15 protein-coding genes are annotated in these 16,221 nt (G+C 72.6%); 4 read left to right on the top strand and 11 right to left on the bottom strand.

Features of this window, described 5'->3' with window-relative positions:
• Positions 1–10 precede the first annotated feature (10 nt).
• A complete protein-coding gene (locus NAF06_RS03125) occupies positions 11–1,246 on the top strand; it encodes a glycosyltransferase family 2 protein (RefSeq protein ID WP_008581981.1) in 1,236 nt (411 codons plus the stop codon).
• A 444-nt stretch (positions 1,247–1,690) separates the two neighbouring features.
• Here NAF06_RS03125 and mtnP read toward each other — a convergent pair whose 3' ends face one another.
• The 11 genes from mtnP to NAF06_RS03070 all read right to left on the bottom strand — a co-directional run bounded on the left by mtnP (position 1,691) and on the right by NAF06_RS03070 (position 11,621).
• On the bottom strand, positions 1,691–2,557 hold the full coding sequence (gene mtnP, locus NAF06_RS03120; RefSeq protein WP_008581979.1) for an S-methyl-5'-thioadenosine phosphorylase: 867 nt from the start codon (positions 2,555–2,557) through the stop codon (positions 1,691–1,693).
• A gap of 68 nt (positions 2,558–2,625) precedes the next feature.
• Positions 2,626–3,624 (bottom strand): YeiH family protein, encoded by a 999-nt coding sequence (locus NAF06_RS03115; protein ID WP_008581977.1) that lies wholly within the window; start codon positions 3,622–3,624, stop codon positions 2,626–2,628.
• Positions 3,621–3,788: a hypothetical protein gene (locus NAF06_RS03110; protein WP_008581975.1), complete on the bottom strand. Its 168-nt coding sequence runs from the start codon at positions 3,786–3,788 to the stop codon at positions 3,621–3,623. Before NAF06_RS03110 ends, NAF06_RS03115 begins: the two co-directional genes overlap by 4 nt.
• A 54-nt stretch (positions 3,789–3,842) precedes the next feature.
• Entirely contained in the window at positions 3,843–5,297 is a 1,455-nt protein-coding gene (locus NAF06_RS03105; RefSeq protein WP_008581972.1) for an FAD-dependent oxidoreductase, read from the bottom strand.
• A 167-nt stretch (positions 5,298–5,464) separates the two neighbouring features.
• Positions 5,465–6,106, bottom strand: coding sequence for an HD domain-containing protein (locus NAF06_RS03100; RefSeq protein WP_008581970.1), 642 nt, complete (start codon positions 6,104–6,106; stop codon positions 5,465–5,467).
• A 12-nt stretch (positions 6,107–6,118) separates the two neighbouring features.
• Complete coding sequence (locus NAF06_RS03095) at positions 6,119–6,814, bottom strand: phosphoribosyltransferase (protein ID WP_008581968.1); 696 nt, start codon at positions 6,812–6,814, stop codon at positions 6,119–6,121.
• A gap of 178 nt (positions 6,815–6,992) precedes the next feature.
• Positions 6,993–7,613, bottom strand: a complete 621-nt coding sequence (locus NAF06_RS03090; RefSeq protein WP_049908600.1) for a DUF7519 family protein — start codon at positions 7,611–7,613, stop codon at positions 6,993–6,995.
• Complete coding sequence (locus NAF06_RS03085) at positions 7,553–9,001, bottom strand: DUF58 domain-containing protein (RefSeq protein WP_008581965.1); 1,449 nt, start codon at positions 8,999–9,001, stop codon at positions 7,553–7,555. The genes NAF06_RS03090 and NAF06_RS03085 overlap by 61 nt, the downstream gene beginning before the upstream one ends.
• Positions 8,998–9,552, bottom strand: a complete 555-nt coding sequence (locus tag NAF06_RS03080; protein ID WP_008581963.1) for a DUF7269 family protein — start codon at positions 9,550–9,552, stop codon at positions 8,998–9,000. Before NAF06_RS03080 ends, NAF06_RS03085 begins: the two co-directional genes overlap by 4 nt.
• The gene (locus NAF06_RS03075; protein WP_192813795.1) at positions 9,552–10,496 is read right to left on the bottom strand and encodes a DUF4129 domain-containing protein; all 945 of its coding nucleotides are present in this window, start codon (positions 10,494–10,496) and stop codon (positions 9,552–9,554) included. The genes NAF06_RS03080 and NAF06_RS03075 overlap by 1 nt, the downstream gene beginning before the upstream one ends.
• 75 nt (positions 10,497–10,571) lie before the next feature.
• Positions 10,572–11,621, bottom strand: a complete 1,050-nt coding sequence (locus NAF06_RS03070; protein ID WP_008581957.1) for an MBL fold metallo-hydrolase — start codon at positions 11,619–11,621, stop codon at positions 10,572–10,574.
• Between the two features lie 149 nt (positions 11,622–11,770).
• Between NAF06_RS03070 and NAF06_RS03065 the strand changes: the two genes are divergently transcribed.
• The 3 genes from NAF06_RS03065 to NAF06_RS03055 all read left to right on the top strand — a co-directional run bounded on the left by NAF06_RS03065 (position 11,771) and on the right by NAF06_RS03055 (position 16,200).
• Positions 11,771–12,148, top strand: a complete 378-nt coding sequence (locus NAF06_RS03065) for a hypothetical protein (protein WP_008581955.1) — start codon at positions 11,771–11,773, stop codon at positions 12,146–12,148.
• Between the two features lie 479 nt (positions 12,149–12,627).
• Positions 12,628–14,877, top strand: a complete 2,250-nt coding sequence (gene purL, locus NAF06_RS03060; RefSeq protein WP_251106179.1) for a phosphoribosylformylglycinamidine synthase subunit PurL — start codon at positions 12,628–12,630, stop codon at positions 14,875–14,877.
• Positions 14,878–15,036: 159 nt separating this feature from the next.
• Positions 15,037–16,200, top strand: a complete 1,164-nt coding sequence (locus NAF06_RS03055) for an ABC transporter ATP-binding protein (RefSeq protein WP_008581954.1) — start codon at positions 15,037–15,039, stop codon at positions 16,198–16,200.
• The last annotated feature ends 21 nt before the right edge of the window (positions 16,201–16,221 follow it).

The raw sequence follows: 16,221 nt of genomic DNA, 5'->3' as shown, positions 1-16,221 counted from the left end.
CGTGCTATCGGTGCTCTCCGAGGACCCCGTCCTCGGCGCGGTCGTCGTCGGGCTCTGGGTCGCGCTGGCGCTGTACGGGGCCTCCACGCTGTGGTGGCTCTTCGAGGCGGTCGTCCTCGCGCGCGGCGGTCGCGTCGACCCCGACGACGTCGAGTGGGGCTACGACGACGTTCAGGTCCGCATCCTCACCATCGACGCCGAGGCGGTGGTTCAGGCGACCGTCAACGCGGTGCCCGCTGGGCTCGACGACGTGCGCGTGATCGCCGAGAAACCGATCGACGTCGAGGGGGCCGACGTCCACGTCGTCTCGGAGGAGTTCGAGTGCGACGCGACGAACAAGGGCCGGGCGGTCGAGTGGGCGCGCCGCGAGGTCCCCTGCGACCGCGAGTACGTGTTGTACCTCGACGAGGACACGATCATGGCCGGCTTCGAGGGGCTCCCCGACGCGGACGTGGTCCAGTTCACCGAGAAGCCGCTGTACACCGGCTCGCGGGTCGCGTACCTCAGCGAGATATTCCGCGTCGGCTACCAGTACGAGCAGTTCGCGTTCCACCGCCTGCGGTACCCGCTGTACGCGTGGGGCGGCGGCGTGGCGATACGGCGCTCGCTGGAGGAACAGATTACGTGGGACGTGGCGACGATCACCGAGGACACGAACTTCATCTGGCGGGCGGCCGACCGTACCGGCGTCTCCTTCGCCGTCCTCGACGTCCGGTTCCGCAATCAGGCACCCCCGTCGCTGCGCGCGATGGCCAAGCAGCGGCGGCGGTGGATCTCGGGGACCCGCGCCGACGGGGGGCTGCTCCCGCTCGCGTACAGGCCGGTGTATTACACGCGGATCGTCGCGTGGGCGTTCTCGCCGCTCGTCCCGATACTCGCGGTCGCCTCCGTCCTCCTCCCCGGCACCGCGCCGGCGATAGAGTGGTATCGGGCCGCCTCGCTGACGCTGTTCGGCGTGCTGTTCGTGTACACGGTCGTCGGCGCGGCGTCGTACGACAAACACCCGCTCACGTGGCCGCTGTATCTCCTCTTCACGCCGGTCGCCTTCCTCGCCCACTCCGCCGGCGCGCTCTGGGGGCTGGTCAGCCCCGTGACGACCTTCGAGGTGACCGAGAAAGTGACGCCGGACGCGGTCGAGCGCGTCCACGACTCGATGGAGGCCGGAGCACTGAGCGACCACGACGGCTCCGAGCGCCTGACCCGCGAGTCCGACGCGGAGCTCACGTTCGACGTGTTCGACGACTAGGACGCGTTTACGTCGGTAGCCCGGGGACCCTCGATCGTCCCAACGACGAACACCGCCGAAGTCCCGGCCGCTCGGCTGTACGATGATGTTTCCGGTCGCACCTCGCTGATCGACACAGAGACAGCCGAAGCCCCAGCCGCGAGGTGGTCGCACGCTCGCTGTCGTTCGAGACGCCGAAGGCGTCTCGTGATGACGAGAGAGCTTCGATCTCTCGAACCACGGTCCTCAGTCGCTCACTCCGTTCGCTCTCTGCGGTCCTTGCGTCGCCTGTGACCACCTCGCGGCTGCCCCTTCGAGTCCCGCCCCGCACAGCAACCGCGCCTCACGCCTCCCCAGCCTCGCGGTTCGCGCTCTCCGAGCGCTCACCGCGTCCCTCGCGCGTGCTGTCTCACGGTCGCCTGCGGCGACCGCTCGCAGGCACGCGCCACCGCACCGCGGATTCGGTTACAAGTAGTCGCCCAGCAGCGGCTCGACGCGCTCTTTGGTCTCTTCCGGAATCGCCTCCGTCGGCGTGTTGACGGTGCCTTCGAGCGAACTGTGGGCGTCGCAGTCTAAGTCTGCCGGCAGCGTGCGCACGGCCTCTTCGACGGCGGCCTTGATCGCTTTCTGGTTCTGCTCGGCGTTTTCGAGGACCTCTTCGAGGGTCACCTCGCTGTCCTCCTTCCACACGTCGTAGTCCGTGACGCCGGCGATCGTCGCGTACGCGATCTCGGCCTCCCGGGCCAGTTTCGCCTCGGGGATCGCGGTCATGCCGACCAGGTCCCACCCCTGACGCTTGTAGAACTCCGACTCCGCGCGCGTCGAGTACTGCGGCCCCTCGATACAGACGTAGGTGCCGCCCTTCACGACGCCGGTGTCCTCGGGGGCGGCGGACTCGGCCGCCTCGGTGAGGTGATCGACGAGCTCCGGGCTGTACGGGTCCGCGAACGGTTGGTGGACCACGACGCCGTCGCCGTAAAAGGAGAGGTCGCGATGCTTCGTCCGGTCGTAGATCTGGTCCGGGACGACGAGCGTGCCGGGTTCCAGCTCCTCTTTCAGGCTGCCGACCGCGTTCGACGCGAACACGTGGGTGACGCCGGCTTTCTTCAGCGCGTACATGTTGGCGCGGTACGGGAGGTCGGTCGGCGAGACGCCGTGGTTCGAGCCGTGCCGCGGGAGGAACGCGACCTCGCGGCCGGTGTCGCCGAACTCGCCGATCGTCACCGCGTCGCTCGGCTCCCCGTACGGCGTGTCGAACTCGACCTCGCGCACGTCGTTCAGGGGGAGCGCCTCGTAGATGCCGCTGCCGCCGATGAAGCCGATGGTGCCCATACCCGGAGTGCGCCCGCTCGCTACTTATAAGGACTGAACCCGACCGCCCCCGCCGACCTCACCCCGTCTCACAGCAGCCAGCGCACCGCAGCCAGCGCGAGCGTGCTCACGGCGAGCAGGTGGACCAGCACCGCGGCGACGGGCGCAGCGCCGACCGCGCGCATGTCGTCGATTCGGATCGAGAGGCCGAGGCCGACGAACGCCAGCGCGAACAGCGCGTCCGACACGCGACCGATCGACGCCAGCGCGGCCGGCGAGAGCAGCCCGCTGTTGGCCAGCGCCGCCACGGCGAGGAAGCCGAGCAGGAACTTCGGGAACTCCGCCCACAGCCGCCGGACGCCCGGCTCCGCCGCCGAGCGCGCCGTGTACGCCACCGAGTACGCGACCGCGACCCCGCCCAGAAGCGAGTTGCGCGCCAGCTTCGTCACGGTCGCCCACTGGCCCGCCTCGGGCGAGTGCGCGAACCCCGCGGCCGCGACGGGGCCGGTCGAGAACATGCTCACGCCCGCCCAGACCCCGAACTGCCGACCGGTGAGGCCGAGCCACTCGCCCGCCAGCGGGAACGCGACGAGCGTCGCCGCGTCGAAGAGGAGGACCGTCGCGGCCGCGAAGGTGATCGCGGCCCCGCGCGCGTCCAACACCCGGCCGATCGCGACGACCGCGGAGACGCCGCAAATGCTCGCGCCGGCCGCCAGCAGCGACGAGGTCGGGGATCCGATCCGGAAGAACGCGCGCGCGACGACCTCGCCGAACAGGAGGCCGCCGGCGACGAACGCGACCACCAGCCCGAGGACCGTGGGGCCGGCGGCGAGGAACTCCTCGACGGCGACCGCCGCGCCGAGCAGCACGATCCCGGTCTCCAGAAACAGCTTGTCGACGCCGACGCCCGGCTCCGCGATGTCGGGCGTCCCGACCGTGTTCCCGACGCCGACGCCGAGCGCGACGGCGACGACGAGCGGCTGGAGGCCGGGGACCGCCTCCGCGACGAGCGTCGCGACGAGCGCGCCGCCCGCGAGCAGCGCGAGCCCGGGCAGGTACGCGCGGACCGCCTCGGCGACCCCCGTCACAGCGCCTGCCCGACGAGGTGCGCGGCGACGATCACGAGCCCCAACGCGAGCGCCTGCCAGCCCCGGTCGAGCGCGGTCCACCGGTCGACGACTCCGCCGTCGGCCGCCGAGCCTTCCGCGGTCGGGTCGCCCGGACCCGCCCCGTCGTCGCCGTTCGATGCCATGGCCGCGGATCGGCCGGGACGCTACTTACGGGTGTCGTTCGCGCCGGATCCCGATCAGTCGTCGGCCTCGGCCGCGACCTCGTCGTCGGCCTCCGCGTCCGCGTCGCCGTCGGCGGCGGTCTCGTCGTCCGCCTCTGCGTCCGCGGCAGCCGCGTCGTCGCCCGCCGCCTCGTCGTCGAGCCGCGGGAAGTTCTCGATGGTCGCGTCGCGGAAGGCCGCCTCGTCGAACTCGTAGTCGTCCTCGAAGAAGCCGAGGACGGTCTCCACGTCGGTCATCGCGTTCTTCAGCGCGGTCGACGCGCCCGGCGAGGGCGTGATGTTGAACAGGACGCCGTCCTCGACGATCTTCGCTTCGCCCATGTCGAGCTCTTTGTTCTCGGTGTCGACGATCTGCGGGCGCACCCCGCCGTACCCCTTCGCGCGGTCGATGTCGTCGACGTCGACGCTCGGCACGACCTTCTGGACGTCCGGCAGGAAGGCGCGCTTGCCGACCACCGGGAGGTCGTACACGAGGTTGCGCACGACGTACGGGAAGAGGATCTTGTCCGAGAGGATGTTGACGTAGCTCAGCACGGAGTCGGGGTTGAAGCCGAACACGTCGACGAAGTCGCTCACCGTCGAGAGGTGGCCGCGTTCGAGCGCGGGCACGAGCTTCGCCGTCGGCCCGAACCGCGTGATCCCGTCGTCGTGGACGTCGGCGTCGCCGTGGACCGCCGCGAACGGGAGCTTCTTCATCTGGAGCGTGTACACCTTCCCGTTCAGCAGGTCGTCCGCGAGGAAGAAGCTGCCCGCGACCGGGAGCAGCGACATCCCCTCGCCGTACCCCATCTCCTTGGCGAACTGGAGGCTGTGCGACCCGGCCGCGACGACGACCGCCTCGGCCTCGAAGTCGCCGTCGTCGGTCTCGACCCGGAAGCCGTCGCCGCGCTCGTCGACGTTCGTCACGGTCGTCCCGAGGTGGACGGAGACGCCCTCCTCTTCGCGGGCGGCGTCGACGAACGACTCCGCGACCGCGCCGTAGTCGACGACGTAGCCGTCGGGCGTCTGGAGCGCCTTCAGCTCCGTGCCGGGGTCGCGCCCCTCGACGACCTTCGGCTCCAGCTCCGCGATCTCCTCGCGCCCTATCTCCCGGAGCTTCGGGAACAGGTCGCCGAACCCGTTCTCGTGGTAGCGCTCCTCTAACTTGGCGACCTCCTCGTCGCCCACGCCGAGGACCATCTTGCTCCGCTTGCTGTGCATCTCGCGGTCGGGGTCTTCCCCTTCGAGGTAGCCCGCCAGCAGCTCCGCGCCCTCCTTTACCTCCTCGGCCTTCTCCAAGGTGTAGTTCGTCTCGATGTCCCCGAAGTGGAGGGTCTGGGAGTTGTTCGTCCGGTGGGAGTTGATCGCCGCGACCTCCCGCTCCTTCTCGATCAGCGTGACGTCCTCGACGTCGGTGAACTTCGCGACCGTGTACAACAGCGACGCCCCGCTGATTCCACCGCCGACGATTACGAGATCGGTGTCAGACATGCGTAGTGAAAGCTCACCTCCCGAGACGACCTCCCCCGTTAACCATCTTACCATCCGGTCCCGAAATCGGGCGGTAGAGAGGCTACAAACGTCGATTAACTGTACGACGATCGTCGAAGCGATCCGGCCGGGCCGCGGGCGGTCCGGCTTCGGCCCGCGCGTCTCCCTCACTCGTCTCGCGCGGTCCGGTACCGCTCGCGGACCGCCCCGAACAGCTCTCGGCCGGCGTCCGTGCGGAGCCGCGGCTCGGTCGTCGCGAAGAACTCGTCGAGGTCGTCGTACTCGCGGAAGGCGTCGGGGTCGCCGCGGTCCGGGTCGTACCGGTCGCCGCGCTCGTAGCGGACGGCCTGAAGGCAGGTGTCGAGGAGGTCGCACTCCTTGACGAGGACCGCCTCCGGCGACTCGCGCGCCTCGTACGCCTCCCACGCGTCCCGGACGCGCTCCGGGAGGGGTCCGGCGAGGTCCGCCATCGCCTCGCGCTCGGCGGCGGCCTTCGCCTCGCGATCGACCGCGTCGGCGGTCGAGTCGGCCCGAGTCGCCACGTCGCCCGTCTCGGCCTCGGCGACGTCGTGGACGACCGCGAGCCGGAGCGCGCGGTCGAGGTCGACCTCGGGCAGTTCCTCGCGGAACCGATCGCCGAGCGTTACGAGGAGATACGCGACCCCCCACGAGTGGGCCGCGACGGACTCGGGGTCGTCGACGCCGCGGAGCTGCCAGCCGGTGCGCCGCTCCTCTTTCAGTTCGTAGGCCGCGAGCACCGCGTCGAGCGCCGCGCCTCGGCCGTCGTCACCGCCTCGGTCCCCGGCCATCGCTCGGACCGGCTACTCGGCGAGCGCCCAGGTCTCGTCGCCGACGGGCTCGGCCACGTCCCGCCGCACCATCTCCTCGACGACCTCGTCGAGGCGGCCGGGCTGGGCGACCTCCATCTCGATCCGACCGATGCCGTGGAACTCCTCTAAGTAGTGCCGCAGGTCCTCGCGTGAGAACGCCGACTCGTCGGCGCGCTCCATCGCGCCCTCGGTGAGGTCGATCATGTCTTCGAGGAAGTTCCACGGGTAGACGACCCACGTCCACTGTTCGAGTCGCTCGCCGACGAAGTCCGGATGGAACTCGGAGGTGCCGAGCAGCTGGAGCGTCGCGGTGCGGACCTCGCCCGCGTCGCGCTCCTCGACGTACTCCTCGGCGCGGCGGATCGAGCCGCCGGTGTCGGCGATGTCGTCGATGATCAGGACGTTCTTCCCCTCCACGCTCCCCTCGGGCATCGGGTAGCGGATCTGGGGTTCGCCGCTCTTCTCGGCGGTCCCCACGTAGTGTTCCATCTTGAGGCTGGTGAGGTCGTTGAGCCCGAGGAAGTCGCAGACGCAGCGCCCCGCGAACCAGCCGCCGCGGGCCAAGGCGACGACCACGTCCGGCTCGAAGTCGGCCCGCTTCACCGCGTCGGAGACGTTGCGGCAGAGCCCGTAGATGTACTCCCAGTTGGTGAGCGTGCAGTCGAAGTCGTCCGGGAGGTCGCTCATACGACCGTACCTGCCGGCCGCGCGCTCATAAGGGTTTAGCTCCGCCGGCGCGCCGCCGCCGCGCTCGCTCGACTCTCGCTCGCCGCACCCCTACGGTCCCGCCCGCCGCACCCCAACGGCCCCGCCCGCCCCCTTTCGACCCGCGTGGCTCCCGACGCGCGGCTCCCGACGCGCGCCGTCACCGAAGCGCCGAGATCAGCGCGATGCCGCCCGCGAGCAGCAGCGCGAGCGCGGCCACCGGCTGCCCACCGCCGACCGCGAGCGAGACCCCGTAGACGAGCCCGGCCGCGACCGAGCCGACGAGTAGGCTCGTCCCCGCGTGGACCGCGACGTTCCGCCGGGCCCGCGCGCCCCGTCCGACCTGCTCGCCGAGGCCGACGCCGTGGTCGGCGACGTCCCACGCGACCGCCAGCCCGACCGCGGCGACGAGCAGCGACTCGGGGGGCGCGCCGCGGTACCCGGCGACCCCGAGGCCGACCACGCCGACCGTCGCGCCCCACGTCAGGACCCGCGTCGACCCCCGGAGCCCGCCGCCGAGAAACGCGAGCGCGGCGACGCCGAGCAGCGCCCCGCCGATCGGACTCGCGACCGCGCCCGCGGTCGCCGCGACGCCGGCGGCCGCGAGGCTCGCCACGACCGCGGCCGTCGGGGGCCGCGCGTCCGTCTCGTGGAAGTCGGTGTCCGCACGGTCGCCGTCCGCCCCGCCTCCCTCGTTCCCCTCCTCGCGGACCGCGCCGCTCATCGCGACCACCGCCTCGTCGCGGCCGCGACCGCCACCGGGAAGGCGTCGTCTCGCCACTCCAGCACCCGAATCCCGGCCGACCGGAGCGTCCGCAGCCGCTGGCGGCGCTCGAAGGCGGTCAGCCGCTCGCCGGCCGTCCCGGTCGCCGTGGGGTCCGGCGAGAGCACCGTCACGAGGTGGCCGTGCGCGTCGATCCGTCGCGCGAGCGACGCCGCGGTGTCGTCCGCGAGCGGCGTGAAGAACAGCACCTGTGCGTCGGCCGGGAGCCGCCGCCGGAACCGCCGGAGCCACAGCGACCGGTAGAACCGCTCGCCGCTCGGGGTCGGTGCCAGCGCCGGATCGGTGGCGAGCGTCTCGCGGCCCCGGGCCGCGTGGACGGTCCCGCTGCCCGGCGGGAGCCAGCAGTCCAGCGGCGACAGCGCCGCGATCCCCACGCGGTCGCCGCCGTCGAGGAGCGCGGAGAACGCCTGCCCGGCGGCCGCGACGCTCGCCTCCACCGCCGTCTCGGCGTCGGGGTCGGGCGCGACGTACGCCGGCTCGCGGGCGTCGACGAGCAGCACGACGGTGGCGGACCGCTCCTCGCGCAGTTCGACGGTCGACAGCTCTCCCGTCCGCGCCCGGCGGTTCCAGTCGACCCGCTTGAGCGGGTCGCCCCGGCGGTACTCCCGGGTCGCGTGGAACTCGACGCCGGAACCGCCGACGTCGGTCGGCACCCGGCCGTGGTGGACGGTCGTCAGCCCCCGTAAGGGGAGGTCGCCCCCGGCGGACAGCCCCGGCGTACAGGCGACTGTCGTCGGGGCGTCGAGCGCCGTCGTGCGTTCCCGAGCGCCCGCCGCGTCGCGCGTGATCGCGGTCAGCGGCTCCCACTCGTGGTCGCCGCGCGCCGCCCGCACGGTGTACTCGAACGCGACCGCCGTCCCCGGCCGCAGCGCGGTCGCGACCCGCGCCGGCCCGTCGACGACCGCCAGCCCCGGCGGGACGCCGTCGACGAGCCGGAGGTCCGTCAGCGCCGCGTCCCCGACGTTCTCGGCGCGAACGGTCACGCGGACCTCGTCGCCGGGAGCGGGGCTCTCGTCGCTCACCGACCGCGTCACCGCCAGCGCCGGCGTCGGCGCGTCGCCGGCCCGGGCGTACACGGCGTACCCGACGCCGACCGCGCCCGCGAGCACCAGCGACGACTGTCGGACGAGCACGCCGAGTCCGACGAGCGCCAGCGACGCCCCGGCGACCCCGAGCCACCGGTCCGTCTCGACCGCCCGTCGGTGTTCCGGGTCGATCGAGGTCGCGTCCGAGCGCTCTCCCTCGTCCGTCGCGGCCGCGTCGTCTTCCCCGTCGATCGCTGCCGCATCGACCCCGTCGTCGCTCGGCCCGGTCGAGTCACTCGGATCACTCGACTCGGCCGACTCGGCCGATCCGGACGCGGCCGCCGCCCGCGAGTCGCTCACGCCGCACCCCCGGACTCGGTCCGCTCGATCTCGTCGATCGCCGCCCGCAGCCCGTACCAGTAGCGCGAGCGTCCCCGGACCGTGGCCGAGAGGCGGACGCGGAGCGGGTACCGGCTCCGCGCGTCGAGGAACGCGGCGGCGACGGGGTCGTCCGTCCACGTGCCGCCGTCGACGGCCGCCTCGGCCGCCTCGCGGGAGCAGTCGCGGTCGCGGGCGACGGCCTCGACCGCCACCCCTCGGATCCGGTCGCGGAGGTCGCGGCGGTCCCGGTACCCGCCCGGTGCCGGGCTGGCGACCCGGGCGATCCGCTCGTCGAGGTCCGCGCCGGGGACCGCGGCCGGCGCGCGGCGCTCCGGTTCCCCCGGCTCCGTCGACAGCCGTCGTCGGTCCCGGCGCGCGTTCGCGTATCGGATCCCCTGGACCACGCCGAGGACGCCGATCAGCGTGACGACGGTCGCGGTTGGGGAGATGGCCGCCGCCACGCCGCGGTCGAGCGCCGCGAGGAGGCCGACGGCGACGGCGGCCACGCCAGCGACGACGAGGAAGCGCACTACGAGTCGCCCCCGTGTCGCTCCTCGATCCGGCGCAGCGCCTCGACGGCGCGGCGCTCGCGGTCGTCCGTCGGGTCCTCGCCGCCGTACCGCACGCGCTCGAACACCTCCGTGAGCGCGGTCACCGGCTCCTCGTCGACGCCGGCGTCGACCGCGGCGGTCGCGAACTCGGCCGGGGTCGAGGAGGCGGGGCGGTCGACGTCGAGCGCGTCGGTCATGTCCCGCCACGCGCGGTACACCTCGTTGTCCGCGTCCGACGACTCGATCCGGTCCGCGGCCTCGCCGGCCGCCCGCCCGACCGCGCCGAGGTCCGGCGGCTCCTCGTCCGGCTGTTCGGGATCCGCGCGCTCCCCGCCGGTCTCGTCGTCGCCCCCGGCGAGGAGGAGGACGGCGACGCTCGCGACGATCGCGGCCACGACCACCAACGCGAACAGGGCCTCCGGCGTCGACGCCGCGCCCTCGCCGCCGCCGAACCCGCCGCCTCCCGGAGCGCCCTCGGGGAACAGCCCCGTCTCGTTGCCGCCGAGGCCGAGCGACACCGAGACGCGCTGTCCGGCCGCCCCGCACGCCGACAGCACCCACAAGAGGACTCCGATCGGGGCACCGATCACGCCGGAGACGGCGAGGCTCGCGAACGGCGACGCGGTGTCCCGATAGGTCAGGGCGGCGAGCAGCGCCATCCCGAGGAGCAGCGCGGCGAGGGCCGGGGGTTCCCTGAGCGACGGGAGGCAGACGCCGGAGGTCGACAGCCCGCCCGACTCCCCGGGCGAGGTGAGCACGCCCGGGTCCCCGTCGGTCTCACCGACGCTCGGGGACTCCCCGCCGCCGCCGCCGAACCCGCCGCTGCCGGTGTCGACCGCGGAGTCCAGCGTCGCGGCCGCGACGCCGAGCGCGACGACCGCGAGGAGGGCGACGACGACCGCGGCGAGGGCGTCCCGCTTCACGTCCCCGAATACGACGGCCGGCACGAATACCTTTCGCCGACCCGGAGCGCGCCGGAAACCGACGAGGGACCCCGACTACGCGTCCTCGCCGCCGTCGACGAGGTCGTCCAGCGGCGTCGTCGGGAACAGCGCCGCCACGTCCGGGTCGGGGTCGACGAGGCGGTAGTCGGTCCCGTCGCGCTCGACGACGCCGGCCGCCGCGAGGTGATCGAGGTGCGAGAACGCCTCGCCGGGGCCGTGGAGGACGTGGATCCCCTCAAGCGACCCGAACAGCTCGGCCGAGACCTCCCACGCGGTCGCCGGTCCCGACTCGTCTAAGACGCCGACCACCCGGCGCGTCCGGTGGCGGTGGTGGTCGAGGATCGTCGCGGCGCGCCGGCTCGGGTCGTCGATCCGCCAGCGGTGGCCCGGGTGGGCGGCGTCGAAGTCGCGCTCGACGATCCGCGCGAGGCTCTCGGCGTAGGCCGCGAGCGCGCCCTCGACGCGCACGTCCGCGCCGCCGACGTTCGGGGTGTACTTCGGGAGCAGCGCGTCGCCCGTGAACGCCTCCTCGGTCGCGTCCGCGCCCGCGACCGGCTCGTGGTCCGGCACCGCCCGCGGGTCGAACGCGAACCCGGAGAGGCCCGCGGTGTGGCCGGGCAGGTGGAGGGCTTCGAGTTCGACGCCACCCGCCCGAATCGTCTCGCCGTCGCCGAACGTCGTCACGTCGGCGGGCCGGCCCGACAGGTCCGCGCTGACCGCGTCGAAGAACGCCGTCAGGCGCTCCCGGTCGGCGTCGGGCATCCCCCACCGCTCGAACGTCTCGCGCTGGAGGTCGCGGTCGGTGAAGAGCGGCGTCTCGCTGCCGTCGACGAGGGCGGCGTCCGCCTCGTGGACGTACACGTCCGCGTCGCTCTCGGCCTGAACCTCGCCCGCCAGCCCCGCGTGGTCCGGGTGCCAGTGGGTGAGCACGACCGCGTCCACGTCGGCGAAGGCGAGTCCGTACTCGTCGAGGCCGTCGACCAACTCCTCGCGTACCTCGGGGAGCGCGACGCCGGTGTCGACGAGCGCCGTCGTCTCGCCGTCGAGCAGGTAGACATCGTTCTCGCCCTCGAAGACGGTGTTCCCGAGCTGGATCCGTTTCACACGTCCACCTCGGCTGCCGGGCATTTCACCGTTTCCACCCCTCCGCGATCATCACCGTGATCGGGCGCGGCTCCCCCGGTCGCGACCACCCCCAGTCGGAGCTCCGCCCGATCCGTTGGGGCTTTGCTTCTCCCGCCCCTCCGGGCGGTATGGAGTATCAACCGGGCGTCTGTAACATCGGACCGACCCAACAGCGGCGGCGGCTCCTCCTCGGCGTCGGGTCGCTCGCGCTCGCCGCGGTCTTCGTCGCGGCGGTCGTCGCCTTGGCGTGGCCGCAGTGGTCGCTCGCCCTCTCGGTGTTCCCCCTCTATGGGGCCGCGATGGGCTGGCTACAGTACCGCGAGCGCTTCTGTATCGGCTTCGCCGGCATCGGCGTCTTCGACGTGGGCGAGGGGACGAGCGAGGTCGTCGACGAGGCGGCGCTCGCCGCCGACCGCAAGAAGGCGGTCAAGCTCAACGCCAAGGCCGCGGGGATCGGTGTTCTCGGGACGGTGCTGGTCTACGGCGCGTCGGTCGTTATAGTATAATTCGGTTGTCGGTGTGGGTGTGGTGAACGCGGTCGGAAAGTCGACTGCTCGTTACTGCGAAGGTGACGGTGTGGCCGAGACCGCCGAAGCCCCAGCCGGGAGGCGGGCACACACTCGCTGCGCTCCTCACTCGGTCGCTTTGCTCCCTCGTTGCGGTGCTTGCGTCGTCTGTGCCCGCCTCCCGACTGCCCCTTCGAGTCCCGCCCCGCGACCGCACCGCACCTCACGCCTCCCCAGCCTCGTCAGCCGCCTCCGCTTCGCTCCGGCGACTGACTCCAGCGAGGGACCTCCGGTCCCTCTGGCAGTCGGGCGGAGCCCGACGACCTCGCGCGTGCGACTCGCGGCCGCCTTCGGCGGCACGCTCGCCGGCACGCGCCACCGCACAGCATTGGGTTCCGTGCGGGCGTCGCGGTCGGTTCGATCACCACGAACGTGCGTATAGAAAAGCATTAGAACCGGCTCGGTGACCACGTAAGTGAATGAGTCTGTCCGACCCGGACCACGAGCTCGTCGTCGCGGAGCTCGGTCGGGAGCCGACACCGGCCGAGGCCGCGCTGTTCGAGAACCTCTGGAGCGAGCACTGCGCGTACCGCTCCTCGCGGCCGCTCCTGTCGGCGTTCGACAGCGAGGGCGACCAGGTCGTCGTCGGCCCCGGCGACGACGCGGCGGTCCTCGCGCTCCCCGAGCCCGACGCGGCGGACGCCCCCGCGGCCGAGCGCGACGCCGACGACTACGGCGACACCTACGTCACCTTCGGCGTCGAGAGCCACAACCACCCCTCCTTCGTCGACCCGTTCGACGGGGCGGCCACCGGCGTCGGCGGCATCGTCCGCGACACGATGAGCATGGGCGCGTACCCGATCGGACTCCTCGACTCGCTGTACTTCGGCGGCTTCGACCGCGAGCGCTCGCGGTACCTCTTCGAGGGCGTCGTCGAGGGCATCTCCCACTACGGTAACTGTATCGGCGTCCCCACCGTCGGCGGCAGCGTCGCCTTCCACTCCGGCTACGAGGGGAACCCGCTCGTCAACGTCGCCTGCGTCGGCGTCACGAACGAGGACCGGCTGGTGACGGCGACCGCCGAGGAACCGGGCAACAAGCTCGTCTTGGTCGGCAACGGCACCGGCCGCGACGGGCTCGGCGGCGCGTCCTTCGCCAGCGAGGACCTCGCCGAGGACGCGGAGACCGAGGACCGCCCCGCGGTCCAGGTCGGCGACCCCTACGCGGAGAAGCGGCTGATCGAGTGTAACGAGGCGCTCGTCGACGAGGATCTGATCCTGTCGGCCCGCGACCTCGGCGCGGCCGGCCTCGGCGGCGCGTCCTCCGAACTCGTCGCGAAGGGCGGGCTCGGCGCGCGCATCGACCTCGACGCCGTCCACCAGCGCGAGCCGAACATGAACGCCACCGAGATCCTGCTCGCCGAGAGCCAGGAGCGGATGTGTTACGAGGTCGCGCCCGAGGACGTCGAGCGCGTCCGCGACCTCGCCGAGCGGTTCGACCTCGGCTGCTCGGTCATCGGCGAGGTGACCGACGGCAACTACGTCTGCGAGTTCGCGGGCGACGACGGCGAGTCAGAGACCGTCGTCGACGCGCCCGCCGAGTTCCTCGCCGACGGCGCGCCGATGAACGACCTCGCGAGCGAGCCGCCGAGCCAGCCCGACCGCGACCTGCCGGACGACGAGCCGCCGCTCGACGAGGCGGTCGCGGCCGTCCTCTCGGCCCCCTCGACCGCGAGCAAGCGCTGGGTGTACCGCCAGTACGACCACGAGGTCGGCACGCGCACCGCGGTCAAGCCCGGCGACGACGCCGCGCTGCTCGCGATGCGGGAGACGGAGAACGGGACCGGAGCGGGCGACGGCTCCGGCGACGCCGACGGCGTCGGGCTCGCGCTCTCGTCCGGCGCGAACCCGAAGTGGACCGCGGTCGCGCCGTACGAGGGCGCTCGCGCGGTCGCGTTGGAGAACGCGACGAACCTCGCCGCGACCGGCGCGGTCCCGCTGGCCGCGGTCGACTGCCTCAACGGCGGCAACCCAGAGAAGCCGAACGTGTACGGCGCGTTCGAGGGGATCGTCGACGGGCTGGCGGACGCCTGCGCGGCGCTCGACGCGCCCGTCGTCGGCGGCAACGTCTCGCTGTACAACGACAGCGTCGAGGGGCCGATTCCGCCGACGCCGACGCTCGCGGTGCTGGGCACGAGGCGGGGGTACGCGGCCCCGCCGGCCGCCCTCGACGCCGAGCGCGCGGCCGACTCCGAACTGCTGCTCGTCGGGGCCGGCGGGGACGCCCTCGGCGGCTCCGAGTACCTCGCGCACGCCGGCGGGAGCGACCGGTTCCCGACGCTGCCCGACGACTCCGGTGCGGCCGACGGCCTCGGCGGCCTCGTCGCGTCGCTCGCGGCGGCCGCCCGCCACGAGTCGACGCTCGCGGCCCACGACGTGAGCGAGGGCGGGCTCGCGGTCGCGCTCGCTGAACTCGTGACCGACGAGGCGGGCGTCGACGCGACCCTGCCGGACCGGGTCGCCGCCTTCGACGAGACGCCGGGCCGGCTCCTGGTCCAGACGACCGACCCCGAGGCGGTCGCGGCCGTCGCGGGCGACCTCCCCGTCTTCCGGATCGGGTCCGTGACGACGGACGGCGCGCTCTCGCTCGCGGTGGACGACGAGTCGGTCGCGCTCTCGGCCGACGCGGTCCGCGACCACCGCGACGTGATCGACCGAGAACTCGCCTGAGCGGTCGCGGCGCGGTCGAACCGCCACGATTCCGGGGACGACGTGGCCTCGAATCTCCCGATTTCGACGGCGCGAGAGCGAGCGATACGCTTTTAGGTACTCCTAAAGTATGTGGCGGCAACCGCGGGACGCCGGTCGCCCGGTGCCCGCCCCTCATCGATGGCATCCACTGAACCAGTCGGGACGACGCGCTCGGTCGAGTCGGAGGACGCCGCGCCCGATCGCCGGGCGACCGCCGCGTCCGACGACGCGGACGACGCCGTCGCGGACCCGGTGTTGTCGCTGTCGGGCGTCACGAAGTCGTTCGGTCCGGAAACCGCCGTCGACGACGTCTCGCTCGACGTCCAGTCCGGCGAGCTGCTGACGTTTCTCGGCCCCTCCGGCTGCGGCAAGACGACGACGCTCCGCACCATCGCGGGCCTCGAAGAGCCGACCGAGGGCCGGATCTCGCTCGACGGCGACGTGGTCGCCGGCGACGGCTCGTTCGTCCCGCCGGAGCGACGCGACGTGGGCATCGTCTTCCAGAACTTCGCGCTGTTCCCGCACCTCTCCGTCCGCGAGAACATCGCGTTCGGGCTGACCGACGCCGACGCCGCCGAGAGCGAGGCGCGCGTCGACGAGCTGCTCGAACTCGTCGAGATGAGCGATCACGGCGAGAAGACCCCCGACCAGCTCTCCGGCGGCCAGAAGCAGCGCGTCGCCCTCGCGCGGTCGCTCGCGCCCGAACCGGAGGTGCTCCTCTTGGACGAGCCGTTCTCGAACCTCGACGTCCGCCTCCGGGTGGAGATGCGCGAGGAGGTCCGCCGCATCCTGAAGGAGGCCGGCGTCACCGCGATCTCCGTCACTCACGATCAGGAGGAGGCGATGTCCATCTCTGACCGCGTCGCCGTCATGAACGACGGAACCATCGAGCAGGTCGGCAGTCCCGAGACCGTCTTCGAACGCCCCGAGTCGAAGTTCGTCGCCTCCTTCCTCGGCCGGGCGTCGTTCCTCGAAGGGGAGCTCCGCGACGAGCAGGTCGAGACCGGGATCGGCCGGTTCGACGCCGTGACACTGGAGGGGTACGACACCGTCTACGACGGCGCGCCCGTCGACGTCTTAGTGCGGCCCGACGACCTCCGCGCGACGCCCGCGAGCCCCGAGCTGGCGGACGGGGTCATCGTTTCGCGGCAGTACGTCGGTCCCTCGTTCGTCTACCGGGTCGAGTTGGAGTCCGGTGACACGGTCCACTGCCTCCACAACCACGTCGAGGAGTTCGGGCTCAACGAGCCCGTCACGGTCGAACTCACCGCCGACCACCCGCTCGCGTGGTACCCGCGGTAACAGAGCCGCGGCTGGCGGCGG

It is taken from the genome of Halorubrum hochsteinianum (genome assembly GCF_023702125.1).
Lineage (GTDB): Archaea > Halobacteriota > Halobacteria > Halobacteriales > Haloferacaceae > Halorubrum > Halorubrum hochsteinianum.
Note: the sequence above shows the minus strand (reverse complement) of the source record. Positions and strands in the feature narration are given on the sequence as shown.